This is a genomic window from Delftia sp. ASV31, assembly GCF_016428765.1.
GTDB classification, from domain to species: Bacteria; Pseudomonadota; Gammaproteobacteria; order Burkholderiales; family Burkholderiaceae_C; genus Comamonas; species Comamonas acidovorans.
On sequence record NZ_JAELTK010000024.1, the window covers coordinates 1 to 24,536 of the forward strand.

General features: G+C 68.0%; 24 protein-coding genes. 19 read left to right on the top strand and 5 right to left on the bottom strand.

The window, feature by feature from the left end; translation table 11 throughout:
- From JHD82_RS10980 to JHD82_RS11030, 11 genes are all read left to right on the top strand, one after another.
- The coding region (locus tag JHD82_RS10980) for a hypothetical protein (RefSeq protein WP_199136474.1) at window positions 1–256 on the top strand (256 nt) is incomplete at its 5' end.
- A gap of 199 nt (window positions 257–455) precedes the next feature.
- Window positions 456–857: a MerR family DNA-binding transcriptional regulator gene (locus JHD82_RS10985; RefSeq protein ID WP_013800379.1), complete on the top strand. Its 402-nt coding sequence runs from the start codon at window positions 456–458 to the stop codon at window positions 855–857.
- Between the two features lie 36 nt (window positions 858–893).
- Window positions 894–1,352 (top strand): PaaI family thioesterase, encoded by a 459-nt coding sequence (locus JHD82_RS10990; protein WP_013800380.1) that lies wholly within the window; start codon window positions 894–896, stop codon window positions 1,350–1,352.
- A gap of 43 nt (window positions 1,353–1,395) precedes the next feature.
- Window positions 1,396–2,583: an isovaleryl-CoA dehydrogenase gene (locus JHD82_RS10995; RefSeq protein ID WP_012207788.1), complete on the top strand. Its 1,188-nt coding sequence runs from the start codon at window positions 1,396–1,398 to the stop codon at window positions 2,581–2,583.
- Window positions 2,584–2,639: 56 nt separating this feature from the next.
- Entirely contained in the window at window positions 2,640–3,302 is a 663-nt protein-coding gene (gene can / locus JHD82_RS11000) for a carbonate dehydratase (protein ID WP_012207787.1), read from the top strand.
- A gap of 33 nt (window positions 3,303–3,335) precedes the next feature.
- Window positions 3,336–5,123 carry a bifunctional isocitrate dehydrogenase kinase/phosphatase gene (aceK, locus tag JHD82_RS11005; protein WP_013800382.1) on the top strand — a complete coding sequence of 596 codons (1,788 nt, stop codon included), beginning with the start codon at window positions 3,336–3,338 and terminating at the stop codon, window positions 5,121–5,123.
- 46 nt (window positions 5,124–5,169) lie between these two features.
- Window positions 5,170–6,357 carry an acetyl-CoA C-acyltransferase gene (locus tag JHD82_RS11010; RefSeq protein WP_016450017.1) on the top strand — a complete coding sequence of 396 codons (1,188 nt, stop codon included), beginning with the start codon at window positions 5,170–5,172 and terminating at the stop codon, window positions 6,355–6,357.
- 180 nt (window positions 6,358–6,537) lie between these two features.
- A complete protein-coding gene (locus JHD82_RS11015) occupies window positions 6,538–7,161 on the top strand; it encodes a pyridoxamine 5'-phosphate oxidase family protein (protein ID WP_199136475.1) in 624 nt (207 codons plus the stop codon).
- A 28-nt stretch (window positions 7,162–7,189) separates the two neighbouring features.
- Entirely contained in the window at window positions 7,190–7,852 is a 663-nt protein-coding gene (locus tag JHD82_RS11020; RefSeq protein ID WP_199136477.1) for an SDR family oxidoreductase, read from the top strand.
- 66 nt (window positions 7,853–7,918) lie between these two features.
- Complete coding sequence (locus tag JHD82_RS11025) at window positions 7,919–9,049, top strand: acyl-CoA dehydrogenase family protein (protein ID WP_012207782.1); 1,131 nt, start codon at window positions 7,919–7,921, stop codon at window positions 9,047–9,049.
- A 142-nt stretch (window positions 9,050–9,191) separates the two neighbouring features.
- Entirely contained in the window at window positions 9,192–9,983 is a 792-nt protein-coding gene (locus JHD82_RS11030) for an alpha/beta fold hydrolase (RefSeq protein WP_199136479.1), read from the top strand.
- A 21-nt stretch (window positions 9,984–10,004) separates the two neighbouring features.
- On the opposite strand, the gene JHD82_RS11035 is transcribed toward JHD82_RS11030, so the two are convergent.
- On the bottom strand, window positions 10,005–10,502 hold the full coding sequence (locus JHD82_RS11035) for a DUF421 domain-containing protein (RefSeq protein WP_012207780.1): 498 nt from the start codon (window positions 10,500–10,502) through the stop codon (window positions 10,005–10,007).
- Window positions 10,503–10,686: 184 nt separating this feature from the next.
- On the opposite strand from JHD82_RS11035, the gene JHD82_RS11040 reads away from it, so the two are divergent.
- Both JHD82_RS11040 and JHD82_RS11045 read left to right on the top strand, forming a co-directional pair.
- Window positions 10,687–11,100 (top strand): YchJ family protein, encoded by a 414-nt coding sequence (locus JHD82_RS11040; RefSeq protein ID WP_199136480.1) that lies wholly within the window; start codon window positions 10,687–10,689, stop codon window positions 11,098–11,100.
- Window positions 11,084–12,943 carry a hybrid sensor histidine kinase/response regulator gene (locus tag JHD82_RS11045; RefSeq protein ID WP_199136481.1) on the top strand — a complete coding sequence of 620 codons (1,860 nt, stop codon included), beginning with the start codon at window positions 11,084–11,086 and terminating at the stop codon, window positions 12,941–12,943. Before JHD82_RS11040 ends, JHD82_RS11045 begins: the two co-directional genes overlap by 17 nt.
- Here JHD82_RS11045 and JHD82_RS11050 read toward each other — a convergent pair.
- On the bottom strand, window positions 12,919–13,650 hold the full coding sequence (locus JHD82_RS11050) for a response regulator transcription factor (RefSeq protein WP_199136482.1): 732 nt from the start codon (window positions 13,648–13,650) through the stop codon (window positions 12,919–12,921). The two genes, JHD82_RS11045 and JHD82_RS11050, sit on opposite strands and share 25 nt — an antisense overlap.
- Window positions 13,651–13,837: 187 nt before the next feature.
- Here JHD82_RS11050 and JHD82_RS11055 point away from each other — a divergent pair, with 187 nt between their 5' ends.
- Entirely contained in the window at window positions 13,838–14,890 is a 1,053-nt protein-coding gene (locus JHD82_RS11055) for a hypothetical protein (RefSeq protein WP_012207776.1), read from the top strand.
- Between the two features lie 99 nt (window positions 14,891–14,989).
- The gene (locus JHD82_RS11060) at window positions 14,990–15,682 is read left to right on the top strand and encodes an HAD family phosphatase (protein ID WP_012207775.1); all 693 of its coding nucleotides are present in this window, start codon (window positions 14,990–14,992) and stop codon (window positions 15,680–15,682) included.
- A 19-nt stretch (window positions 15,683–15,701) separates the two neighbouring features.
- On the opposite strand, the gene JHD82_RS11065 is transcribed toward JHD82_RS11060, so the two are convergent.
- Together JHD82_RS11065 and JHD82_RS11070 are read right to left on the bottom strand one after the other, a co-directional pair.
- Complete coding sequence (locus JHD82_RS11065; protein WP_199136483.1) at window positions 15,702–16,367, bottom strand: glutathione S-transferase family protein; 666 nt, start codon at window positions 16,365–16,367, stop codon at window positions 15,702–15,704.
- A gap of 75 nt (window positions 16,368–16,442) precedes the next feature.
- Window positions 16,443–17,519, bottom strand: a complete 1,077-nt coding sequence (locus tag JHD82_RS11070; RefSeq protein WP_016450029.1) for an AraC family transcriptional regulator — start codon at window positions 17,517–17,519, stop codon at window positions 16,443–16,445.
- A gap of 136 nt (window positions 17,520–17,655) precedes the next feature.
- Here JHD82_RS11070 and JHD82_RS11075 point away from each other — a divergent pair, with 136 nt between their 5' ends.
- Window positions 17,656–19,374, top strand: a complete 1,719-nt coding sequence (locus tag JHD82_RS11075) for an AMP-binding protein (RefSeq protein WP_199136484.1) — start codon at window positions 17,656–17,658, stop codon at window positions 19,372–19,374.
- 44 nt (window positions 19,375–19,418) lie between these two features.
- On the opposite strand, the gene JHD82_RS11080 is transcribed toward JHD82_RS11075, so the two are convergent.
- Entirely contained in the window at window positions 19,419–21,152 is a 1,734-nt protein-coding gene (locus tag JHD82_RS11080; RefSeq protein ID WP_199136485.1) for a Na+/H+ antiporter, read from the bottom strand.
- A 92-nt stretch (window positions 21,153–21,244) separates the two neighbouring features.
- Here JHD82_RS11080 and JHD82_RS11085 point away from each other — a divergent pair, with 92 nt between their 5' ends.
- From JHD82_RS11085 to JHD82_RS11095, 3 genes are all read left to right on the top strand, one after another.
- Complete coding sequence (locus JHD82_RS11085) at window positions 21,245–22,852, top strand: carboxyl transferase domain-containing protein (protein WP_047327945.1); 1,608 nt, start codon at window positions 21,245–21,247, stop codon at window positions 22,850–22,852.
- Window positions 22,853–22,886: 34 nt separating this feature from the next.
- The gene (locus JHD82_RS11090) at window positions 22,887–23,672 is read left to right on the top strand and encodes an enoyl-CoA hydratase/isomerase family protein (RefSeq protein WP_012207769.1); all 786 of its coding nucleotides are present in this window, start codon (window positions 22,887–22,889) and stop codon (window positions 23,670–23,672) included.
- A 66-nt stretch (window positions 23,673–23,738) separates the two neighbouring features.
- Entirely contained in the window at window positions 23,739–24,488 is a 750-nt protein-coding gene (locus JHD82_RS11095) for a DUF4126 domain-containing protein (RefSeq protein ID WP_043820273.1), read from the top strand.
- The last annotated feature ends 48 nt before the right edge of the window (window positions 24,489–24,536 follow it).

The window sequence follows — 24,536 nt, forward strand, 5'->3', positions numbered from 1 at the left end:
CCCCCCCCCCCCCCCCCCCCCCCCCCCCCCCCCCCCCCCCCCCCCCCCCCCCCCCCCCCCCCCCCCCCCCCCCCCCCCCCCCCCCCCCCCCCCCCCCCCCCCCCCCCCCCCCCCCCCCCCCCCCATTCTACTCATCCGCCGACCACCGCCATCTACACTGTTCGCATTTCGTCGGCAGCGTCAGATGTGTATAAGAGACAGTTTTTGCATTGGGCTGCAGGAAACGGGAAACAGGCTGAACAGCCAAAACGGATAGCCAAACGAATATCCAAAACGGACATCCCAGAAAAAGAGAGCGCTGACGCGCTCTCTTTTTATTCCTGCCGGGCTTCTTCGCCGCACCCGGATGCAACATCCGGCGCAGTTTCCTGCGGACAATTCCGCTAGCATTGACGTTAACGTCAACGTCGCATTCCCATGGCCGCCGGCTGTGGATGCCGGCGGACTCTCCAGCCATGTCGACCACCTACACCATCAGCGATCTTGCCAAGGAGTTCGATCTCACGACCCGGGCCATCCGCTTCTATGAAGACATGGGCTTGCTTGAGCCCGAGCGCGCCGGGCCTGGCGGGCGCAATCGCGTCTACAGCGCGCGTGATCGCACACGTCTTCGCCTGACCTTGCGGGCCAAGCGGCTGGGACTGTCTCTGAACGAAGCCAAGGAGATCATCGATCTCTACGACAGCCCCCGCGATACGGGCGTGCAACTGCGCAAATTCCTGGAAGTGCTGGCTGTGCATCGCCGCCAGCTCGAGGACCGCCTGGCCGATCTGCAGGCCAACCTGGCCGAGGTGCGAGAGCAGGAATCCGAGGCCCGCACTCTGTTGAAACACCTGGATGGGAAAAATGCTTCATAATTGACGTTTACGTAAACGTAATTTGTGAGGCTTGCCTTGACCGTGCCCCGCCTGGAACCTGCAAACAGCGACTTTGCCCGCCGTGTGCGAGACAGTTTTGCACGCCAGGGCGCGATGCACACCCTGGGCGCCGAGTTGTCCCTGCTGGAGCCCGGCGCCGTCGATGTCTGCCTGGCCTGGGCTCCCGGGCTGACGCAGCAGCATGGGTTTTTGCATGCCGGCATGGTTTCCACGGCGCTGGATTCCGCCTGCGGCTATGCAGGGCTGACCCTGATGCCGGCCGATGCTGCCGTGCTCACCATCGAATTCAAGATCAATCTGCTGGCCCCCGCCAAGGGCCAGCGCTTTCGCATGGAAGGCCGGGTGATCAAGCCGGGCCGCACGATCATCGTGACCGAGGGGCGCGCCTATGCCATCGACGAAGGCCGCGAAAAACTGATTGCCACCATGGGCTGCACGCTGATGTGCGTGCAGGGCCGCGATCTGGCCGACTGAGCCGGGCGGCGTTCTTTCACCAAATTTCCACAGGAGACACGAGATGAGCCTTTCCAACCTGCCGGGCCTGAACTTTCAACTGGGCGAGGACATCGACGCGCTGCGCGATGCCGTGCGCGAGTTCGCACAGGCCGAGATTGCACCGCGCGCCGGCGAGATCGACCGCGACGACCAGTTCCCCATGGACCTGTGGCGCAAGTTTGGCGATCTGGGCGTGCTGGGCATCACCGTGTCCGAGCAGTACGGCGGCGCCAACATGGGCTACCTGGCCCACATGGTGGCGATGGAGGAAATCTCGCGCGCCAGTGCCTCGGTGGGCCTGTCCTACGGCGCGCACAGCAATCTTTGCGTGAACCAGATCAACCGCAACGGCAACGAGTCGCAAAAGGCCAAGTACCTGCCCAAGCTGATCAGCGGCGAGCACGTGGGCGCGCTGGCCATGAGCGAGCCCGGCGCCGGCTCGGACGTGATCAGCATGAAGCTCAAGGCCGAGGACAAGGGCGGCTACTTCCTGCTCAACGGCACCAAGATGTGGATCACCAATGGTCCCGATGCCGACACCCTGGTGGTCTACGCCAAGACCGAGCCCGAGCTGAACGCCCGCGGCGTGACTGCCTTCCTGATCGAGAAGGGCATGAAGGGCTTTTCCATTGCCCAGAAGCTGGACAAGCTGGGCATGCGTGGCAGCCACACGGGCGAGCTGGTGTTCGAGAACGTCGAGGTGCCGGCCGAGAACGTGCTGGGCGGGCTGAACAACGGCGCCAAGGTGCTGATGAGCGGCCTGGACTACGAGCGTGCCGTGCTGACCGGCGGGCCGCTGGGCATCATGCAGTCGGTGATGGACAACGTCGTGCCCTACATCCATGACCGCAAGCAGTTCGGCCAGAGCATTGGCGAGTTCCAGCTCATCCAGGGCAAGGTGGCCGACATGTACACCGTGCTGCAAGCGGGCCGCTCATTTGCCTATACGGTCGCCAAAAACCTCGATCTGCTGGGAACGGAGCATGTTCGCCAAGTCCGCAAGGACTGCGCCAGCGTCATCCTGTGGTGTGCCGAGAAGGCGACATGGATGGCCGGCGAAGGCGTTCAAATCTATGGAGGTAATGGGTATATCAACGAATACCCACTGGGTCGCCTCTGGCGGGATGCGAAACTCTATGAGATCGGCGCCGGCACCAGCGAGATCCGTCGCATGCTGATCGGCCGCGAGCTGTTCGCAGAGACCTGCTGATCCCGCACCCGCCTGCCGCGCCGTTCTTGAGTTTGACCCAACAAAAAGGATTGCTTATGAGCACAACCTCCATCGAAGAACTGTTTGTCCACAACCGCGAATGGGCCCAGCAGATGGAGCGTGACCGGCCCGGTTTCTTCACCGGGCTGTTGTCGCAGCAAAAACCCCGCTACATGTGGATCGGCTGTTCCGACAGCCGCGTCCCTGCGAACCAGATCACGGGCCTGGAGCCCGGCGAGGTGTTCGTGCACCGCAACGTGGCCAACGTGGTCGTGCCCAGCGACCTGAACTGCCTGTCCACCATCCAGTACGCGGTGGACCAGCTCAAGGTCGAGCACCTGATGGTCGTGGGCCACTATGGCTGCGGCGGCGTGCTGGCGGCACTGGAAGATGTGCGCGTGGGCCTGGCCGACAACTGGATCCGCCATGTGAAGGATGTGCGCGACAAGCACCAGGCGCTGCTGGCCAGCCTGTCCCCGCAATGGCGCCACGATGCGCTGTGCGAACTCAATGCCATCGAGCAGGTCATCAATGTGGCGCAGAGCACGGTGATGCAGGATGCCTGGGCGCGCGGCCAGAAGGTCACGCTGCACGGCTGGTGCTATGGCCTCAAGGACGGCCTGATCACCAATCTGCAGATGACCGTGCCCGGTGTCGGCGGCATCGCCAACATCCATGCCGAGGCTGTCGAGCTGGTCGCCAGCCGCCAGCGCGACTGAGCGGCCATGGCAGGCAGGACCCCGGGAGACTTCATGCCGATGCCTGCCCAGGACACCCTGCTTGCCCATGACATCGCGCGGGCGATGATGGATGGCTTCAATCGCCATTACCGCCTGTTCCGCGCCGAATCCGCCCGCGCCAAGCACCGCTTCGAAACCGCCGACTGGCTGGGCCAGCAGCGTGCCCAGCGCGAGCGCATCGAGTTCTACGACCTGCGCGTGCGCGAATGCGTGCGCCGGCTTGAAAAGGAATTTGCGGCCGGCGCCCAGCCCATGCCGGTCTGGCAGCAGATCAAGCGCCACTACATCGGGCTCATGGTCAACCACCTGCAGCCGGAGCTGGCCGAGACCTTCTTCAACTCGGTCACCACCAAGATCCTGCACCGCACGCATTTCCACAACGACTTCATCTTCGTGCGGCCCGCCGTCAGCACGGAATACATAGAGAACCAGGAGCCGGCTGCGCGCCCGGCCTACCTGGCCTTCTACCCCACGCGCGAGACGCTGCCGCAGACGCTGCGCGAAGTCGTGGAGCAGTTCGCGCTGCAGCGCCCCTTCGAGGACCTGGAGCGCGACATCGCCCGCCTGGCCGAGCGCCTGGAGCCGCAGCTGCAGGCCATGCGCCTGTACGCCAACTTCCAGATCCAGGTGCTGTCCAGCCTGTTTTTCCGCAACAAGGGCGCCTACATCGTCGGCAAGATCATCAACGGCTTTGCCGAGCTGTCCTGGGCCGTGCCCATCCTGCACGGCGACAACGGCCGGCTGGTGCTGCATGCGGCCCTTTTCGGCGAGAAGGACTTCCACGGCCTGTTCAGCTTTGCGCGCGCCTACTTCATGGTCGATACCGACGTGCCCAGCGCCTACGTGCAGTTCCTGCGCAGCCTCATGCCGCGCAAGCCGCGCGCCGAGCTGTACAACGCCCTGGGCCTGGCCAAGCAGGGCAAGACGCTGTTCTACCGCGACTTCCTGCACCACCTGCGCCATTCGCGCGACCAGTTCCGCATCGCGCCCGGCATCAAGGGCATGGTCATGCTGGTGTTCGACCTGCCCAGCTTTCCCTATGTGTTCAAGCTCATCAAGGACCGCTTCGCCGCGCCCAAGGAGATCACGCGCGAACAGGTCAAGGCCAAGTACCGCCTGGTCAAGCAGCACGACCGCGTGGGGCGCATGGCCGACACGCTGGAGTACAGCCTGGTCGCCTTCCCGCGCGAGCGCTTTTCGGATGCGCTGATCGCCGAGATCCTGGAGCATGCGCCCAGCCAGGTCGAGATCAGCGACCGCGACGGCGATGGCCGGCAAGAGGTCATCATCTCCCACCTCTACATAGAGCGGCGCATGGTGCCGCTGAACATGCTGCTGCAGGAGTGCTTCGATGACGGGCTGGACCTGCCGGCACCGCGGCAGCGCCTGGAGAGCGCCGTGATCGAGTACGGCAATGCCATCAAGGACCTGGTCGCGGCCAACATCTTCCCGGGCGACATGCTGTGGAAGAACTTCGGCATCACGCGCGGCGGCAAGGTGGTGTTCTACGACTACGACGAGATCGAATACCTGACCGACTGCCACTTCCGCCAGGTGCCCGCGCCGCGCAACGAGGAGGACGAGCTCAGCGGCGAGGTCTGGTACCCCGTGGGCCCGCGCGATGTGTTCCCGGAAACCTTCGCGCCCTTTCTGCTGGGCAACCCGGCTGTGCGCGAAGTCTTCATGCGCCACCATGCCGACCTGCTCGACCCCGCCTTCTGGCAGGCGCACCAGCAGCGCATCCGTGAAGGCCATGTCCACGATGTCTTCCCCTACGAGCGCAGCCGCTGGCTGGCCTGACCCGTTTTCCCTTTCTTTCACCATCACGACACCCCAGGAGACAAGCATGCAAGACCCCATCGTCATCGTCGGCGCAGCCCGCACCCCCATGGGCGCCTTCCAGGGCGACTTCGCCGACCTCGCGGCCCATGATCTGGGCGGCGCCGCCATCAAGGCGGCCGTGCAGCGCGCGGGCGTGGCGCCCGAGAAAGTGGACGAAGTGCTGTTCGGCAACTGCCTGATGGCGGGCCAGGGCCAGGCGCCCGCCCGCCAGGCCGGCTTCAAGGGCGGCCTGCCGCGCAGCACGGGCGCCGTGACCCTGTCCAAGATGTGCGGCGCCGGCATGGAGGCCACCATCCTGGCGCACGACCAGCTGGTCGCAGGCAGCCGCGATGTCGTGGTCTCCGGCGGCATGGAAAGCATGACCAATGCGCCCTACCTGCTCAAGAAGGGCCGTGGCGGCTACCGCATGGGCCACGACAAGGTCTATGACCACATGATGCTCGACGGCCTGGAGGACGCCTACGAGCCCGGCCGCTCCATGGGCACTTTTGGCGAGGACTGCGCCGCCAAATACCACTTCACGCGCGAGCAGCAGGACGCCTACGCCATCGAAAGCGTCAAGCGCGCCCAGGCCGCCACTGAAAGCGGCGCCTTCGCCGCCGAGATCACGCCCGTGACCGTCTCCACGCGCAAGGGCGACGTCACGGTCAGCATCGACGAAGGCCCGGCCAAGGCCAAGCTGGACAAGATCGCCAGTCTCAAGCCCGCCTTCAAGAAGGACGGCACGATCACGGCCGCATCGAGCTCCAGCATCAACGACGGCGCCGCCGCCCTGGTGCTGATGCGCGAGTCCACGGCCAAGGAGCTGGGCTGCAAGCCGCTGGCGCGCATCGTCGCCCATGCCACGCATGCCCAGGAGCCCGAATGGTTCACCACGGCCCCCGTGGGCGCCACGCAGAAGGCCCTCAAGAAGGCCGGCTGGACGGCGGCGGACGTGGACCTGTGGGAAGTCAACGAAGCCTTTGCCGTCGTGCCCATGGCCCTGATGGCCGAGCTGGGCGTGCCGCGCGACAAGGTCAACGTCAACGGCGGCGCCTGTGCGCTGGGCCACCCCATTGGCGCCAGCGGTGCGCGCATCCTGGTCACGCTGCTGCACGCCCTGCAGGCGCGCGGCGGCAAGCGCGGCCTGGCCACGCTGTGCATAGGCGGCGGCGAGGGAACAGCCATGGCGATAGAAATGGTCACCCCCTGAGGCGCTGCGCGCCCTCCCCCTGAAAGGGGGACGACACCCTCGGTGCGGGGCGGCGCGGCCGGCGTAGGCCCTTCCTCGGTGTCTCTGATTTGCATTGCGCCAGTTTTATGGGCAGCGCCACAGACGTCCAGAGAGCTAGACTTGGATCGGCCGATCCGCTATTACCTTAACCTCTCGACCATGATTACCAGCGAAGAACAGTTGCGCAGCCTGTATGCCATGCCGGCCGAAAGGGCCTTGCTCAAGCAGCAGGTGGACCTGGACCGGCACTGCCTGCGCTTCATCGCGCTGTCGCCGCTGTGCATCGTGGCCACGGGGGGCGGGGCGGGCGCGATGATGGATGCCTCGCCGCGCGGCGGCAAGCCGGGCTTCATCAAGGCGCCTGACAACCAGACGCTGCTGATTCCCGATTCGGGCGGCAACAACCGCCTGGACAGCTTCAGCAACCTGATCGCCGATCCGCGCATCGGCCTGCTGTTCATGGTGCCGGGTTTCGACGAGACCTTGCGCGTCAACGGCGTGGCCAAGCTGCGCGACGAGGCCCACTACACGGCGCTGTTCGCCAGCGAAGGCTTCCGGCCCAAGATCGTTCTGGAGATCCAGGTGCAGGAGGCCTATCTGCACTGTGCCAAGGCCCTGATGCGCGCCCGGCTCTGGAAGCCAGAGTCCCAGGTGTCGCGCAACGTCATGCCCTCGGTGAACCAGATGGTCCACCAGCAGATCGGTCTGCCTGCGCCCACCGAGACGCAGGAGGCCATGGTCGAGCGCTACGAAAAGCAGATCGCGGGCGAGCAGGGCCGCTGACCGCATTCCATTTGAAAGGTCGAAAGACATGGCAGTCACTCTGGTGTTGGGAGCCTCGCGCGGGCTTGGTTTTGCCTTGGTGCAGGCCTATGCGGCCCAGGGCCGCAGCGTGGTCGCCACGGTGCGCAGCGAGGCCGACCGCGAGCGCGTCGAGGCCACGGGCGCCAAGGTGCTGCTGGTGGATGTGGCCGAGCCGGCCAGCGTCAGCGGCCTGGCCTGGCAGCTCGACGGCGAGAAGATCGAGCTGGCGCTGTATGTGGCCGGAGTGTGGGATGCCCACAGCTCGGCCACGCCGCCCACGCGCGAGCAGTTCGACCGCGTCATGCACACCAATGTGCTGGGCGCCATGCAGGTGCTGCCCCAGGTGGCGCCGCTGGTCGAGGCGGCGGGTGGCGTGTTCGGCCTGTTCTCCAGCCAGATGTCGCTGCTGGCCGACGCCGAATCCGACGCCTGGCTCTACCGCGTCAGCAAGGCTGCGCTCAACATGGTCGTGGCCAGCGCACAGCCGCAATGGCCGGGCGCCACCGTGGTCGCGCTGGACCCGGGCTGGGTGCAGACCGACATGGGTGGCGCGGCTGCCACCTTCACCGTGGAGCAAAGCGTGCAGGGCCTGGTGCGCACGCTGGCCGGCGTCACGCCGGCCGACCGGGGCCGCATGCTGCGCCACGACGGGCAGCGCATCGCCTGGTAGATCCGACGGCAGATCCGGCCAGCGCAACGGACAACGAACAACGAAACAAGAATCAGGAGACAAGACATGCTGCTCAACGCAGACCAGGAAATGATCCGTGACGCGGTGCGCGACTTCGTGCGCACCGAAATCACGCCCCATGCCGCACGCTGGGACAAGGAACACCACTTTCCCAAGAACGTGCACCAGGGCCTGGCGGCGCTGGGCGCCTACGGCATCTGCGTGCCCGAGGAATACGGCGGCGCCGGCCTCGACTACCTGAGCCTTGCCCTGGTGCTGGAGGAAATCGCAGCCGGCGACGGCGGCACCAGCACGGTGATCAGCGTCACCAACTGCCCCGTCAACGCCATCCTCATGCGCTACGGCAGCGAGGCGCAAAAGCAGCAATGGCTGGCGCCGCTGGCGCGCGGCGAGATGCTGGGCGCCTTCTGCCTGACCGAGCCGCATGTGGGCTCGGACGCCTCGGCGCTGCGCACCACGGCCACGCGCGACGGCAGCGACTACGTGATCAACGGCGTCAAGCAATTCATCACCAGCGGCAAGAACGGCGACGTGGCCATCGTCATCGCCGTCACCGACAAGGCTGCTGGCAAGCGCGGCATGAGCGCCTTCATCGTTCCGACCTCCGCACCCGGCTACCAGGTGCTGCGGCTGGAGGACAAGCTGGGCCAGCACAGTTCGGACACGGCCCAGATCCAGTTCGAGGGCTGCCGCATCCCCGCCGCCAACCTCATCGGCGCCGAGGGCGAGGGCTACAGGATTGCGCTGTCGGCGCTGGAAGGAGGGCGCATCGGCATTGCCGCGCAAAGCGTGGGCATGGCGCGTGCGGCCTTCGATTGCGCGCTGCAGTACTCCAAGGAGCGCGAGAGCTTCGGCCAGCCCATCTTCAACCACCAGGCCGTGGGCTTTCGCCTGGCCGACTGCGCCACGCAGATCGAGGCCGCGCGCCAGCTGATCTGGCATGCGGCCAGCCTGCGCGATGCCGGCCTGCCCTGCCTCAAGGAAGCGGCCATGGCCAAGCTGTTCGCCAGCGAAATGGCCGAGCGCGTGTGCAGCGCCGCCATCCAGACCCTGGGCGGCTATGGCGTGGTCAGCGACTTCCCCGTGGAACGCATCTACCGCGACGTGCGCGTCTGCCAGATCTACGAAGGCACGAGCGACGTGCAGAAAATTCTCATCCAGCGCGCCCTGGCCTGAGGCCAATCCCCCACGCTGCGGGTCGGGCCGGATGGCCCTGACACCCGCAGGGCTTAGCATGGAGCATCGCCGGCACGGCGCCCGAGAGAGGCGGGCAGCCGTTTCCGGCAGGTTTGTGACCACCTTCGCAGGAGATCCCGACATGCCCATCGCTTCCGTCAACGGCCAGAACCTGTACTACGAGGACACGGGAGGGAGAGGCCCGGCCCTGGTGTTTTCGCACGGGCTGCTCATGGACCACACCATGTTCGCCCCCCAGGTCCAGGCACTGCAGGGGCGCTTTCGCTGCATCAGCTGGGACGAGCGCGGCCATGGCCAGACGGCAGACCCCGCGCATTGCGCACCCTTCGACTACTACGACTCGGCCGACGACCTGGCCGCCCTGCTCGAGCACCTGGGCGTGGAGCGCGCGGTGCTGGTCGGCATGTCGCAGGGCGGCTACCTGTCGCTGCGCTGCGCGCTCATCCACCCCGAGATCGTGCGCGCGCTGGTGCTGATCGACACCCAGGCCATGCTGGAAGACCCCGAGCAGATGCCCCACCACGAAGCCTTGCTGCGCGCCTGGATGGAGCATGGCCTCAGCGACGACATGGCGACCACGGTGGAGCGCACCATCCTGGGCCAGGGCTGGAGCGGCGCGGCCGCCTGGCGTGCCAAATGGAAGAAGGCCACGCCCATCAACCTGGGGCAGAGCTTTCTGGCGCTGGCCCAGCGCGATGACATCAGCCCGCGCCTGCCCGACATCCATGTGCCGGCCCTGGTCATCCATGGAACGGACGACACAGCCATCGCGCCCGACCGTGCACGCGCCATGGCCAAGGCCTTGCCCAGGGCGCAGTGGGTGGAGGTGCCGGGTGCCGGCCATGCGGCCAACCTCACGCATCCGCAGCCCGTGAACCTGGCCATCGAGCGCTTCCTGGAGCAGCTCGACTGACAGGGCCTGCCGGGCAGGGGGTCAGACCGGCGGATCGCCGTCGTTCTCGCTGTCGCGGCGGCGCAGGACGACGGTGATGCTGCCGTCGGTCTCCAGCGTGGCGCGCTCCACCTCGCGCAGGTGCAGGCAGCCGCCCGCACGCAGCGCGGCCTCGATATCGTCGCGCGTGATGCGTTCCTCGCGCATCAGGTCCTTGTTCAGGTGTCCGTCCCTGATCAGGGCCTTGGCCTTGCCGTCGATGAGCCGCTCCAGCGCGGGAAAGCGAAAGGTCAGCCAGGACAGCAGCAGATGGCACAGGATCAGCGTGGAGGCCGAGACCATGCCGCCGATCAGCGAGTTGTCCCCGGCATTCATGGAGTTCTGCACCGCATTCGACAGGATGAGCAGCAGCACCAGGTCGAACGGCGCGTATTGCCCCGTCTGGCGCCGCCCGGTCAGCCGAAGGAACACCAGCAAAAACAGGTAGACGGCCACGCCGCGCACCACGAACTCCCACCACGGGACCGACATTGAAAACATGGGCTCTCCTTACAGGCCCGAGGGCCCGCGGTCAGTATCATGGCCCGCCTGTCCTCCATCAAGAACCCGGTCGCAGCAAGGCGGCCGTGACTGACATGCATTCCTGCTCCCGCGCCGTCCTCTCCCAAATTCCGCAAATTCCGCAAATTCCGCAAGTTCCGCAAGTTCCGCAGGGCCAGCCGCTATGAGCGCTGCCGCCACCTCCCCGGCCTGTCCCTGCGGCCAGCACGATGCCAAGGGCCGTCCCCTGGCCTTCGATGCCTGCTGCGGCCGCTACCTGGACCATTTCGACGACTGCCCTGCGCCCGATGCCCAGGCCTTGATGCGCTCGCGCTACAGCGCCTTCGTGCGCGAGGACGCCGCCTATCTGCTGGCCACCTGGCACGCCAGCCAGCGGCCCGCCACGCTGGACTTCGAGCCTTCAGCACGCTGGCTGGGGCTGGCGGTCAAGGACTTCCGAAGCACCGGCGAGGACAGCGCCGAGGTGGAATTCGTCGCGCGCTACCGCGTGGGCGGCCGCGCCGTGCGCCTGCATGAGCGCAGCCGTTTCGTGCGCGAAGCCGGGCGCTGGCTCTACGTGGATGGCGACCAGTTCTGAACACGACAGCGGCCCTGCGGAGCCGCTGTGGAAACTGCAGCAGCGCCAGCGGCTGCTGCTGTCCATCGCATCGCGGGGCTCGTCCGAGGCGGCGGCCCTCATCATCCCCGGCATCGTGGTCTGGCTGCAGCGGCACGAAACGGGCGCCTTCCAGGTGCCGCTGCTGCTGTGGTGGCTGGGCATGGCGTTCATGGCCTGCGTCTTTGTCGGGTTGCGACGCCAGTTGCGCCGGGACCTGGGTGCTGCCGTGCCATCGGCCGAGTTGCCAGCGCGGCTGCAGCGCTGGGAGCGCGTGATGGGCCGCATGGCCCTGCTCAACGCCGGTTCCTGGGCGCTGGCGATACCGCTGACCCATGGCAGCGGCCATGAATTCCGGCTTTTCATCTACCTGGTGCTGTGCGGCGTCGTGGCCTCGGCCGCCACCTTCCTGGCGCCGGCGGCTGCCGTATTCAAGCGCTTCTTCGGCGTGCTGTACGGCGCCATGCTGCTGGCCGTGGTCTGGTACTTCCCGAACAGGGGCCTGTACCTGCTGCCGCTGCTCATGCTGTATGGCGCCACCATCGCGCGCCATGCCTGGGGGGCGCGCCAGCTCATGCTGCAGCAATGGGCGCAGGAGCGTGACCGCCAGCTGCTGGCCGAACGCTACCTGGCCGCCAAGGAGCAGGCCGAACAGGCGCTGGAGGCCAAGAGCCGCTTCCTGTCGGCCGCCAGCCATGACCTGCGCCAGCCCCTGCATGCCCTGGGCCTGCTGGTGGAAACCGCCCGCCAGCGCAATGCCGACGGCGCGCTGGCAGGCGTGCTTGACGATGCCCAGGCCTGTGCCCAGTCGCTGGGCACCATGTGCAACGACCTGCTGGACCTGTCGCGCCTGGAGAACGGCACCTGGGAGCTGCGCGCCCAGGTGATGGACCTGCGCATTCTGCTGGGCGATGCCACGCGCCTGTTCGCGGCCGAGGCGCGCCAGCGCGGGCTGGTGCTGCGCTGGCGCGTGGCGCGCGGCATGGACAGCCTGGTGCGTGCCGATGAGGCCCTGCTGCGCCAGATGGTGTTCAACCTGCTGCACAACGCCCTGCGCTACACCCAGCGCGGCGGGGTGCTGCTGGCCGCCCGCGTGCACGGCGGGGGCTGGCGCATCGAGGTCTGGGACACGGGCCTGGGCATTGCGGCCGAAGACCGGCCCCATGTCTTCGCACCGCACTTTCGCGCGCGTTCAGGCCAGGCGGCCCGGCGCGCGGCCCAGCCTGCGGCCGACCACCTGCCCGGCGTGAGCAGCCAGGGCCTGGGCCTGGCCGTCGTGGCCGCAGCCGCGCGGCGCATGGGCGTGGAGCACGGCCTGCTGTCCACGCCGGGGCGGGGTTCGTGCTTCTGGCTGCAATTGCCGTCCAGCCTGAATGTGCAGGCGGCCTTGCCGCAGTCCGAGGGATCGTCCGATGGACCGCAGGCGCAGGCGCAGGCGCAGGCCCGGCCGCCCCTGCTCCAGGGCCGGTGCTGGGTGGTCGATGACGATGCGCAGGTGGCGCGGGCCCTGGCCGGCCTGCTGCGCGATTGGGGGCTGCAGGTGGATGTGGCCGCCACGGGCCGCGAGGTGGCCGACTGGCTGGCGGCGGGGCAGCATCCCGATTTCGTGCTGTGCGACCACCATCTGGCCCAGGGCGAGAACGGCTTTGCGCTGCTGCAGAACGTGCTGGCGCAAGCGCCGCAGGCGGCGGGCGCCCTGCTCAGCGGCGAGCCGTCACCGGCGCTGGAGCAGGAGGCGCAGGAACTGGGCTATCTGCTGCTGCGCAAGCCCGTGGACCCGCTGGCGCTGCTGGCCCTGCTTCAGCGCAGGCTGGCCGGCGCCTGAACCGTATCGGTCGGCGGTACGGAGGGCGGCAGCTCCAGCGCAATGCCCTGCATGCGCGTGATTGCGTCGATGCGGCTGTGCACGCCCAGGCGCTGCAGGGCGCCTGCCACATGCTCCTTGACCGTGTGCGGCGACAGGTGCAGCAACTGCGCAATGCTGGGATTGGGCAGGCCGCGCAGCACCAGGTCCAGCACCTGGGCCTGGCGCGGGGTGAGGCCCAGCTCGGCCGCCGTCATGCGGATGGCATGGGCGCCGCCGGGCGACTGCGGCGCCAGCGGGGCGGCGGGGAACCAGGTCTCGCCGCGCAGCAGGGCCGCCAGGGCCTGCTGCAGCACCTGCGGCGGCTGCGACTTGAGCACAAAGCCATGGGCCCCGGCCGCGCGTGCCTTCAGGGCAATCGCGCCATGCGTGTCGCCGCTGGTCATGAGCACGCGGCAGGCGGGCGCCAGCGTGCGGATTTCGCGCACCACGTCCGTGCCTGCGCTGGCACCCAGCCAGAAATCCACGATGGCCAGATGCGGCGATCCCCTGCCGGCCATGCACTGCAGGCCTTCGCCCGCATCGGCCACGGCATGGACTTCGGACAGGCCGAATTGTTTCAGGAACTCGGACACGCCCATGGCCGTCAGCGGGTGGTCGTCGATCACCAGGGCATAGCGCCCCGATTGGAGGCAGGAGGAATCGGTCAGGAGGGGATGGCTGTGCATGGTCCGCGCGAAAGCATGTCGAAAGGGCTGGAGCGCCAGGGCGCGCCCGGATACACCTTGCGCACATCGTAACGATTACCCCCCGGCCGGGGGGTGACCGGATGTCGGCCAACTCCCCAAAATCGCCGCCGATGCCCTGAGATTCCGCATGGAACGGGCACGTATTCAACGAGAAGGGGAGATAGTCATGAAGATGGTACAGCTCACGCGCCGCAGTGCGGCATTGATGCTTCTGGGAACCCTGGCCGCCTGTGGCGGTGGCGGTGGTGGTGGATTGGGAGAACCGGGCGGCGGAGATCCCGGCAATGGCGGAAATCCTGGCAACCCCGGCACGCCCGGCAACCCCGGCGGCGGCACGACGACGCCGGTGACCGGCCAGTACCGCATGGAGACGGCTGCCGAAAACTTCGACGCGGCCCTGTCCGCCATGAACACGCTGGGGGCGCAAGGCTATGCCTTCACCTACAGCCTGGCCTCGGGCGGCACGACCTTCCCCGTTCCCATCGGTGACTTCTACGTCACCGACACGGCCCACACCGGCACGCGCCTGGACTACCGCATGGTGGCCGACGTGGCGGGCGTCTCGGCCCTGGTGGCCCAGCTCAATGCGCAGGGTGCGCAGGGCTACCTGTACAAGTCGGGCATGGCGTTCCCCAGCAGCACGCAGGACCTGCGCAACCTCTATGTGCGCAGCAGCAGCGCCGCCGCCACCTACAGCTACGAGACGCGCCCCGCCGTGGGTGCGCTGGACACGTCCGGCTTCACGCAGCAACTGGCCGAGATGAGCGGCCGGGGTTTCCGCTACACGGGCCCGCTGATCTCGGGCGACGAGATGTTCAACCTCTACGTCAAGGACTCCAAGGCGCCGGCCTTCGAGTACGCGGTGTTCGCCCTGGCCGCGCCCTTCGGCATGGCCAACGGCACGGCGCTGAAGCAGCGCCTGGACGAGATGGGTGCCAAGGGCCACCTGCTGCGTGGCGCCCTGGTGCTGCGCGGCAATACCGAAGGCGTGCAGCTGTACGAAAAGAGCGGCGACCAGCAGGGCGCCATCGAGTACCGCCTCGAATCCGTGTCCAACAACGCCAGCCTCGCGCAGCGCCTGGAGCAGTTCAACCGCAACGCGGCCGAAGGCTTTTTCGCCTTCGGCGATGTGGTCACCGACGATGGCCAGTTCCATTCCATCTCGGTGCGCAACGTCAAGCGCATGGTGCATCCGCTGGCCGGTGCCTCCTTCCCCTGAGCAGGGCACAGGCATGCGCGGCCGGCGCATAATCCGGCCATTTTCCGCAGCAAGGGCGCCCCAGGGCGCCCTTGCTCAGTTTGTTTCGAGAATCCATCCATGACTGCTTTCGAGGCCGTGCTCTTCGACTGTGACGGCGTGCTCGTCGACAGTGAATCCATCACCAACCGCGTGCTGTGCACCATGCTCAATGAATCGGGCTGGCCCATCAGCACCGAGGAATGCCTGCGCGAATTCATCGGCAAGACCGTGCGCAGCCAGGCCGCGCTGATCGAGGCGCGCACCGGCAAGCCGCTGACCGACGCATGGATGGCCGCCTTCTACGAGCGCCGCAACGCCGCTCTGCGCGCCGAGCTGGTGGCCATTGACGGCGCGCTGTCCGCCGTCAGCGAGTCCCATGCGCTGTGCGCTGGCCGCATCGCCTGCGCCTCGGGCGCGGACCGCGCCAAGGTGGAGATGCAGCTGGCCCAGGTCGGCATGGCCCCTTATTTCGAGGGCCGCGTCTTCAGCGGCCATGAGCTGCCGCGCAGCAAGCCCTTTCCCGATGTGTACCTGGCCGCCGCCGCCGCCCTGGGCGTGGAGCCGGCGCGCTGCCTGGTCATCGAGGACACGGTGACCGGCGTCACCGCCGGCGTGGCCGCAGGCGCCACGGTCTGGGGCTACTTCCCGGCCGACCAGGGCCATGCCTCGGCCGAGCAACTGCTCGAAGCCGGCGCCAGCTGCGTGTTCGGCGACATGGGCGAGCTGCCTGCCATGCTGCGCGCCATCGGGCAGGCCAGCGCCAGCGCCTGAGCTTGGGCTTGAGCCGGCCCTAGCGCAGCCGCGGCGAAGGCGTCTCGTCCACGGCCTGCGCACGCGCGGCCTGCTGCTCGGCCTGCAGCGCCCGCTGGAAGGCGGGCCGCTGCTGCAGGCGCTGCCAGTAGGCCTGGGTGGCAGGCCCCCATTGCGATTCCATCTCCAGGTGCGCCGACAGCATCAGCGCATAGCCCACGGCCACGTCGGCAGCGGTGAAGCGGTCTGCCGTGAGCCAGTCGCGCTGCTCCACGGCCTGCTCCACGGCGCGCAGCCGCGCAAGGAACCAGCGCTGGTAGTCCTGGGCCACCTGGGGCTGGCGCCGTTCGGCTGGCTCGAAGTGCGCATAGCGCAGCACCAGGGTCTGCGGGAAGGTCAGCGTGGCATCGCTCATGTGCAGCCAGTTGAGGTAGGCCGCGAAGCCCGCCTCCTGCGGCTGCACGGACAGGCCCGCCCCGGGGTGCAGGGCGGCCAGGTATTCGCAGATGGCGGCTGACTCGGTCAGCCTGGCCTCGCCGTGGCGCAGCAGCGGCACCGTGCCCAGCGGGTTGAGCTCCAGGTAGCTGCGCTGCAGCGCGCGCGGCGGAAACGGCAGCATGTGCAGCGTGTAGGGAAGCTGCAGTTCTTCGAGCATCCACAGCGCGCGGAAGGAGCGCGCGCTGACGCAGTGGTGGAGATGGTGCATGCGCAAAGCCTAGGCCAGATGCGCGGACGGCGGCTGTCGCGCAGGATGCAAATCGCGCCAGGATGCGCGCGGCCCTCACTCGGGCCGGGCTCGCGCGCTCTTGCGGAATTCGGAAGGCGACAGCCCCGTCCACAGCCGGAAGGCGCGGATGAAGCTCTTGTCGTTGAGAAAGCCGCAGGACTGCGCGATGCGCTTGATGGGTCGGCTGGTGCGCAGCAGCAGGGCCACGGCACGTTCGCGCCGCACCTCGTCCTTGAGCGCCTGCAGCGAGGCGCCTTCTTCCTTGAGCTGGCGATGCAGGCTGCGCTGGGACAGGTGCAGCTGGCGCGCCAGCGTGTCGGCCGTCTGCAGGCATTCGGCGTCGGCCGCCAGCAGCTGGCGCACGCGCTGCACCAGCTGGCGCTCGCGCCGGTAGGGGCGCACCTGCAGCGGCAGGGCGCGCTGCAGCATGCGCTGCAGCGCAGGCTCGTCGCGCGTCAGCGGCATATCCAGAAAACGCGCGTCGAACTGGAGGCAGGCCCGGGCCGCGCCAAACTCCACCTCGCCCGGCGGGAACAGCAGCGCATACACGCCCGCATGCGGCGGGGGATCGAAGGGAAAGCAGGCGCGCCGCAGCGGCAGCGGCTCATCGATGAACCAGCTGGCCAGGCCGTGGATATTGCGCAGCACCGACAGCAGGCAGAACTCGCGCATGGCGCCCAGCGTGGACAGCTCCTCGATGGCCAGCGTGGCCAAGCCGTCTTCCTGCGTCAGCGTGAGGCGGATGTCGTCGGCCAGCAGGCCATGGTGGCGGCACCAGCGCGCCAGCGCCAGGCCCAGCTGCTCGCTGCCCATGCTGGCGCGTGCCAGCATGCCGTAGCTGCCCCAGGGCAGGCGCCGGGAGAACCAGCCCAGGGCCTCGTCGTCGAGTTCGCGCATGGCGGCATCGGACAGTGCCTCCATCTGCAGCGCCGTGATGCACTCGTTGCGCTCTTTGACGGAGTCTGGCGCAATTTGTGCCTTCTCCAGGGCGGACAGGGCGCTGATGCCCCGGCGTTCGTAGGCCAGCATAATGGCCTGCACAAAGGCCATGGGCGTGACTGCAGGGTGTGCGGAGGCCATGGTGGCGGCCGCCTGGGGCAGGGGGGTCTTGACCAGCGAGGGGGTGAACATGCTGGCAATTATTGCAACCTTCGTGGCCTGTTCTGCTCGGGGTTGGCCCTTATGCTGCCACGCAATAGCTGCCGTGACGGGGCAGGCCACTGCATTTGCCCGTCCCAGGCGACGCCGACGACACAGGAGACAACGCATGCCCGCCCAGAACGCCCCGCTCGCTTCCAGCCATGCCCAAGGCCGCACCGATGTGCCGCTGATCGAGCAGACCATCGGCGATTTCTTTGCCGACATGGCGGCCCGCCAGCCCGATCGCGAGGCCCTGGTCAGCCGCCACCAGGGCCTGCGCTACAGCTATGCCGGCCTGCACAGCGAGGCGCGCCGCCTGGCCAGCGCGCTGCTGGGCCTGGGGCTGGACAAGGGCGACCGCGTCGGCATCTGGTCGCACAACAACGCCGAATGGGTGCTGATGCAGCTGGCCACGGCCCAGGTCGGCCTGGTGCTGGTCAACATCAACCCGGCCTACCGCACCTCCGAGGTCGAGTACGCGCTCAACAAGGTCGGCTGCAAGGCCCTGGTGACCATGGCGCAGTTCAAGACCAGCGACTACCTGGGCATGCTGCGTGAACTGGCCCCCGAGCTGGCCACGGCCGAGCCCGGCCGCCTGCATTGCGCGCGCCTGCCCCAGCTGCGCAGCGTGGTCTGGATCGACGTGGCAGGGCAGGGCGAAGAGCAGCCCGGCATGCTGCGCTTTTCCAGCCTGCTGGCGCGCGGTGATGCGCAGGATGCGCGCATCGACGCCGTGGCCGCCACGCTCAAGAACACCGACCCCATCAACATCCAGTTCACCAGCGGCACGACGGGCTTTCCCAAGGGCGCCACGCTGACCCACCGCAACATCCTGAACAACGGCTTTTTCATCGGCGAGTGCATGCGGCTGACGCCCGAGGACCGGCTGTGCATTCCCGTGCCGCTGTACCACTGCTTCGGCATGGTGCTGGGCAACCTGGCCTGCTTCACGCATGGATCGGCCATCGTCTACCCGAATGACGGATTCGATCCGCTGCTGGTGCTGGAGACCGTGCAGGCCGAGCGCTGCACGGGCCTGCACGGCGTGCCCACCATGTTCATCGCCGAGCTGGACCACCCGCGCTTCAAGGAGTTCGACCTGAGCACGCTGCGCACCGGCATCATGGCCGGCTCGCCCTGCCCCATCGAGGTGATGAAGCGCGTGGTCAGCGACATGCACCTGTCCGAGATCACCATCGCCTACGGCATGACCGAGACCAGCCCCGTCAGCTGCCAGAGCGATGCCGACACGCCGCTGGAGCGCCGCGTGTCCACCGTGGGCAAGGTGCAGCCGCACCTGGAGGTCAAGATCGTCGACCCGGCCACGGGCGAGGTCGTGGCGCCCGGCGTCTCGGGCGAGCTGTGCACGCGCGGCTACTCGGTCATGCACGGCTACTGGGGGGACGAGGCCCGCACGCGCGAGGCCATCGACGACGATGCCTGGATGCACACGGGCGACCTGGCCACCATGGATGAGCAGGGCTATGTGAACATCGTCGGCCGCATCAAGGACATGGTGATCCGCGGCGGCGAGAACATCTACCCGCGCGAGATCGAGGAATTCCTCTACCGCCATCCCCAGGTGCAGGACGTGCAGGTGGTCGGCGTGCCCGATGTGCGCTACGGCGAGGAGCTGTGCGCCTGGATCATCGTCAAGCCCGGCCAGGCGCTGACCGAAGACGGCGTGCGCGACTTCTGCAAGGGCCAGATCGCCCACTACAAGGTGCCGCGCTACATCCGCTTCGTCGAGGCCTTCCCGATGACTGTGACCGGCAAGATCCAGAAGTTCAAGATCCGCGACGAGATGATCGCCATGCTGGATCTGCGCCCGGCCAGGACCGCCTGAGGGCTGCTTTCATGCACTGCCGCCAGCTGTCCACTGCGTGCCGCCTAGTGCGTGCCGCCCTCGGGCGCGCTCACGGCCGAGGCGGCAGCGCGGCGCGCCACGACCAGGCGCTTGCGCAGCGAGACCTCCTGCATGTCCAGCTCGCTGACCAGGCGGCGCAGCGACTCGTCGTTGATGCGGTGGGCCTGGCGCTCGGCGTAGAGCGCGTCGCGCTCCTGGTGGATGCAGCGCAGGCGCAGCTCGATCTCCAGCAGGTAGCGCAGCTTGCGCTGGCGCACGACTTCGGGCGCCTCGCGCTGGATCTCGATGCTGGAGGCCGTGCCGCTGCCGTCGTCCAGCAGCTGGACGCGGTTGCGGTACTCCTGCGTCAGGTGGCCCATGACCTCCTGGTGCATGGCCACCCATTCGGGCGTGTGGCCCTGGATCTCTTGCTCGCTCAGCGTCAGCCCGCCAATGGCGGACTGGCAGGCGGCCACGCGCGCCAGGCGCTCCTCGCGCACCGTGGGCGATTCGCCGGGCTGGGGCATGCGGCGCAGGATCAGCGGCAGCGCGATGCTGCCCAGCACCAGCGTGAACAAGATGGTGCCCGTGGCCAGGAAGATCAGCATCTCGCGGCCCGGAAAGGGCTGGCCGTTGTTCAGCAGCATGGGCACGGACAGCGCGCCGGCCAGCGTCACGGCGCCGCGTATGCCGGCCATGGTGGTGGCCAGGTTCAGCAGGTGGGAGGGGCGCTCTGCCATCTTTCCCTGGAAGTGGGCGCGAGCCAGGCTGCGCTGCACGCCCAGGGTCAGCCAGATCCAGCGCATCAGCAGCAGCGCGCTGGAGATGATCACCACATAGCCCACCAGCACCCACCATTCGCTGCCCGCATCGTGCAGCGTCACGCCGATGATGGAGGGCAGCTGCAGGCCCAGCAGCAGGAAGATGGCGCCGTTGAACGAGGCTTCCACCATGCTCCAGGTGCCCTCGGTCTGCAGCCGCTCGCTGATGTAGCTGCTGCGCTCCAGGTCGGCGAAGTTGGTGGCAATGCCCGCGGCCACGGCCGACAGGATGCCCGACACGCCGATCTTTTCGCCCACGATGTAGGCGGCGAAGGGCAGCAGGATCAGCAGCAGCACCATCTGCGTGGCCGCCACGTCGCCCAGGCGGCGCGTGATGGTGCTGCGCGCATAGGAAAAGCCCCAGCCGATCAGCGTGCCCACACCCAGGCCGCCCAGGGCCATCCACATGAATTCCTTGGCCACCTCGGTCCACGAGAACAGGCCGGTCAGCGTGGCGGCAATGGCGAACTTCAGCGCCACCAGGCCCGAGGCATCGTTGAGCAGGGACTCGCCTTCGAGGATGTGCATGGTCTTCTCGGGCATGCCCAGGTTGCGCGTGATGGCCGAGACGGCCACGGCATCGGTGGGCGATACCACGGCGGCCAGCGCAAAGGCCACGGTCAGCGGCATGCCGGGCACCAGCCAGTGGATCAGCCAGCCCAGCCCCACCACCGTGAACAGCACCAGGCCCAGCGCCAGGCGCAGGATGGGGCGGTACAGCGAGAAGAACTCGCGCTTGGGGATGCGCCAGCCGTCGGCGAACAGCAGCGGCGGGATGAACAGCAGCAGGAACAGCTCGGGATCGAAGGCGATGTGCAGGCCCTTTTGCGGCCAGGCGATCAGCGCTCCCAGGGCGATCTGTATCAGCGGCAGCGGGATGGCGCGCACATAGCGCGCGGCAATGCCGGTCAGTGCCCCCAGCAGCAAAACGAGCAAGACGATTTCAACGGTGTGCATACGGCATTTTCCCCAGCCCGGGCCGCCGTTCTTTGCCGCACATTCGAAAAAACCAAGCGCCCGCATCGGGCAAACACAAGAAGAGGCCACACATGAGCATTCTGGGCACCCAACTCAATCCGCGTTCGGCGGACTTCCTGGCCAATGCGGCGGCCATGCGCGCCGTGGTCGAGGACCTGCAGGCCCAGGTGGCCAAGGTCGCCGAGGGCGGCGGCGAGGCCGCGCGCGCCAAGCACGTGGCGCGCGGCAAGCTGCTGCCGCGCGACCGCGTGGCCATGCTGCTGGACCCGGGCACGCCCTTCCTGGAGATCGCCCCGCTGGCCGCGCTCAACATGTACCGCAACGATGCACCCGGCGCGGGCCTGATCGCCGGCATCGGCCGCGTCAGCGGCGTGGACTGCATGATCGTGTGCAACGACGCCACGGTGAAGGGCGGCACCTACTACCCGATGACGGTGAAGAAGCACCTGCGCGCCCAGGAGATCGCCGCGCAGAACCGCCTGCCCTGCATCTACCTGGTGGACTCGGGCGGCGCCAACCTGCCCAACCAGGACGATGTGTTTCCCGACCGCGAGCACTTCGGCCGCATCTTCTTCAACCAGGCCAACATGAGCGCCGAGGGCATTGCCCAGATCGCCGTGGTCATGGGCTCGTGCACGGCCGGCGGCGCCTATGTGCCGGCCATGAGCGACGAGTCCATCATCGTCAAGAACCAGGGCACCATCTTCCTGGGCGGCCCGCCGCTGGTGAAGGCCGCCACGGGCGAGGTGGTCAGCGCCGAGGACCTGGGCGGCGGCGACGTGCACACGCGCCTGTCGGGCGTGGCCGACCACCTTGCCCACAACGACACCCACGCGCTGGCGCTGGCGCGCCAGGCCGTGGCCAACCTCAACCATGCCAAGCAGCCTTCGGCTGGCGACCTGCCCCCCGAGGCGCCGCTGTTCGACGGGGGCGAGCTGTACGGCGTGATCCCCGTGGACACGCGCAAGCCCTTCGATGTGCGCGAGATCATCGCCCGCGTGGTGGACGGCAGCCGCTTCGACGAGTTCAAGGCCCGCTTCGGCGCCACCCTGGTCTGCGGCTTTGCGCGCATCGAGGGCATGCAGGTGGGCATCATCGCCAACAACGGCATCCTGTTCAGCGAATCGGCGGTCAAGGGCGCGCACTTCATCGAGCTGTGCTGCCAGCGCAAGATCCCGCTGGTCTTCCTGCAGAACATCACGGGCTTCATGGTGGGCCGCAAGTACGAGAACGAAGGCATTGCCCGCCACGGCGCCAAGCTGGTCACGGCCGTGGCCACGGCGGCCGTGCCGAAGTTCACCATCATCATCGGCGGCTCCTTCGGCGCGGGCAACTACGGCATGTGCGGCCGCGCCTACTCGCCGCGCTTCCTGTGGATGTGGCCCAACGCCCGCATCTCGGTCATGGGCGGCGAGCAGGCGGCCAGCGTGCTGGCCACCGTCAAGCGCGACGGCATCGAGGCCAAGGGCGGCCAGTGGACGGCCGAGGAGGAAGAGGCCTTCAAGGCCCCCATCCGCCAGCAGTACGAGGATCAGGGCCACCCCTATTACGCGACGGCGCGCCTGTGGGACGATGGCGTCATCGACCCCGCCGACACGCGCCGCGTGCTGGCGCTGGGCCTGGCGGCCACGCGCAACGCGCCCATAGAGGACACGCGCTTCGGCGTGTTCCGCATGTGACGGCGGCCCCTCTTTCCTTGCAGCGAGGTACTTCATGAAAACCACCGCACTGACCCTCGAATTCCAGGGCCCCCTGGCCACCATCACGCTGACCCAGCCCGAAGTGCGCAATGCCTTCAGCGACGAGGTCATTGCCGACATCACCCAGGCCTTCCACTCCGTGGGCAAGCGCAGCGACGTGCGCGCCGTGGTGCTGGCCGCCGAGGGGCCGGCCTTCTGCGCAGGCGCCAACCTCAACTGGATGCGCCGCATGGCCGACTACTCGCGCGACGAGAACCGCGAGGACGCCGGCCTGCTGGCCGAAATGCTGCGCGTGATCTACGAATGCCCGCAGCCCACCATCGCGCGCGTGCAGGGCGATGTCTATGCGGGCGGCATGGGCCTGGTCGCTGCCTGCGACATGGCCGTGGCCGCCGAGGGCGCGGGCTTTTGCCTGTCCGAGGTGAAGATCGGCCTCATCCCCGCCACCATCAGCCCCTACGTGATCCGCGCCATGGGCGCGCGCGCCGCCCACCGCTACTTCCTGACCGGTGAACGCTTCGACGCGGCCGAGGCGCTGCGCATCGGCTTCGTGCACCGCGTGGTGGCGGCAGACGAGCTGGACAACGCCGTGGACGGCCTGCTCAAGCACCTGGTCAGCGCCGGTCCCGCCGCCGCCCGCGCCTGCAAGCGCCTTGTGATCGACGTGGCCGAGCGCGAGATCAACGAGCAGCTGATCGCCGCCACCGTCGAAGGCATCGCCGACATCCGCGCCAGCGCCGAGGGCAAGGAGGGCGTGCAGGCCTTCCTGCAAAAGCGCAAGCCGGCCTGGCTGGCCTGACACGCGCGGGCTGCCCATTCATCGCGCGACCACCGAGCAACGCCGAGCCAACGCCGAGCCAACACCATGAGCACCCTGACCGACTCCCTCGTCCAGTGGCTGCAGTCCGTGGGCCTGTACCCGGGTCCGGCCGTGCACCACACGGTCAGCGAGGCGGCTGGCGAAGTGGCCGAGCGCGTGGGCCAGGCCACCAGCGGCATGGACATGGCCGGCCTGCTGGCGCTGGCCGCCGCACTGGGCTGGGCCAGCGGCTTTAGGCTCTACGCCGTGGTCTTCGTGACCGGGCTGCTGGGGGCGCTGGGCTGGGTGGCGCTGCCGGGCGGGCTGCATGTGCTGGAGCATCCAGCCCTGCTGTTCGCCAGCGGCGCGCTGCTGTTCGTGGAGTTCTTCGCCGACAAGATCCCCGGCGTGGACTCGGTCTGGGACCTGCTGCAAAGCGTGATCCGCATCCCTGCGGGCGCGGCGCTGGCGGCCGGCGTCTTCGGCGCCGACAGCGCGACCATGGCCACCATGGCGGCCCTGATGGGCGGCTCGCTGGCCCTGTCCAGCCAGGTGGCCAAGAGCACGGCGCGCGCGGCCATCAACACTTCGCCCGAGCCGTTTTCCAACGTGGGCGCGAGCCTGGTGGAGGACGGTGCCTCGGTGGGCGCGATCTGGCTGGCGCTCACGCATCCGCTGGCCTTCGCCGCCGTGCTGCTGGTCGTGGTCATCGCCCTGTGGCTGCTGACCTGGGCGCTGTGGCGCTTTCTCAAGGCCGTGGTGCAGCGCCTGCGCTCGCTGCTCGGCGGGTCTCCCGCGATGAATCAAAAACCATAGCCACCGGTCGCCGAATGACCGGGGCTGCAGAGAAAACACTGGAGATAA

Bases quoted from the DNA above. Each gene is read 5' to 3' on its own strand.
- JHD82_RS10985 (WP_013800379.1), top strand. From the start codon at position 456: ATGTCGACCACCTACACCATCAGCGATCTTGCCAAGGAGTTCGATCTC.
- JHD82_RS10995 (WP_012207788.1), top strand. From the start codon at position 1,396: ATGAGCCTTTCCAACCTGCCGGGCCTGAACTTTCAACTGGGCGAGGAC.
- can (WP_012207787.1), top strand. From the start codon at position 2,640: ATGAGCACAACCTCCATCGAAGAACTGTTTGTCCACAACCGCGAATGG.
- aceK (WP_013800382.1), top strand. From the start codon at position 3,336: ATGCCGATGCCTGCCCAGGACACCCTGCTTGCCCATGACATCGCGCGG.
- JHD82_RS11010 (WP_016450017.1), top strand. From the start codon at position 5,170: ATGCAAGACCCCATCGTCATCGTCGGCGCAGCCCGCACCCCCATGGGC.
- JHD82_RS11015 (WP_199136475.1), top strand. From the start codon at position 6,538: ATGATTACCAGCGAAGAACAGTTGCGCAGCCTGTATGCCATGCCGGCC.
- JHD82_RS11020 (WP_199136477.1), top strand. From the start codon at position 7,190: ATGGCAGTCACTCTGGTGTTGGGAGCCTCGCGCGGGCTTGGTTTTGCC.
- JHD82_RS11025 (WP_012207782.1), top strand. From the start codon at position 7,919: ATGCTGCTCAACGCAGACCAGGAAATGATCCGTGACGCGGTGCGCGAC.
- JHD82_RS11030 (WP_199136479.1), top strand. From the start codon at position 9,192: ATGCCCATCGCTTCCGTCAACGGCCAGAACCTGTACTACGAGGACACG.
- JHD82_RS11035 (WP_012207780.1), bottom strand. From the start codon at position 10,502: ATGTTTTCAATGTCGGTCCCGTGGTGGGAGTTCGTGGTGCGCGGCGTG.
- JHD82_RS11040 (WP_199136480.1), top strand. From the start codon at position 10,687: ATGAGCGCTGCCGCCACCTCCCCGGCCTGTCCCTGCGGCCAGCACGAT.
- JHD82_RS11045 (WP_199136481.1), top strand. From the start codon at position 11,084: ATGGCGACCAGTTCTGAACACGACAGCGGCCCTGCGGAGCCGCTGTGG.
- JHD82_RS11050 (WP_199136482.1), bottom strand. From the start codon at position 13,650: ATGCACAGCCATCCCCTCCTGACCGATTCCTCCTGCCTCCAATCGGGG.
- JHD82_RS11055 (WP_012207776.1), top strand. From the start codon at position 13,838: ATGAAGATGGTACAGCTCACGCGCCGCAGTGCGGCATTGATGCTTCTG.
- JHD82_RS11060 (WP_012207775.1), top strand. From the start codon at position 14,990: ATGACTGCTTTCGAGGCCGTGCTCTTCGACTGTGACGGCGTGCTCGTC.
- JHD82_RS11065 (WP_199136483.1), bottom strand. From the start codon at position 16,367: ATGCACCATCTCCACCACTGCGTCAGCGCGCGCTCCTTCCGCGCGCTG.
- JHD82_RS11070 (WP_016450029.1), bottom strand. From the start codon at position 17,519: ATGTTCACCCCCTCGCTGGTCAAGACCCCCCTGCCCCAGGCGGCCGCC.
- JHD82_RS11075 (WP_199136484.1), top strand. From the start codon at position 17,656: ATGCCCGCCCAGAACGCCCCGCTCGCTTCCAGCCATGCCCAAGGCCGC.
- JHD82_RS11080 (WP_199136485.1), bottom strand. From the start codon at position 21,152: ATGCACACCGTTGAAATCGTCTTGCTCGTTTTGCTGCTGGGGGCACTG.
- JHD82_RS11085 (WP_047327945.1), top strand. From the start codon at position 21,245: ATGAGCATTCTGGGCACCCAACTCAATCCGCGTTCGGCGGACTTCCTG.
- JHD82_RS11090 (WP_012207769.1), top strand. From the start codon at position 22,887: ATGAAAACCACCGCACTGACCCTCGAATTCCAGGGCCCCCTGGCCACC.
- JHD82_RS11095 (WP_043820273.1), top strand. From the start codon at position 23,739: ATGAGCACCCTGACCGACTCCCTCGTCCAGTGGCTGCAGTCCGTGGGC.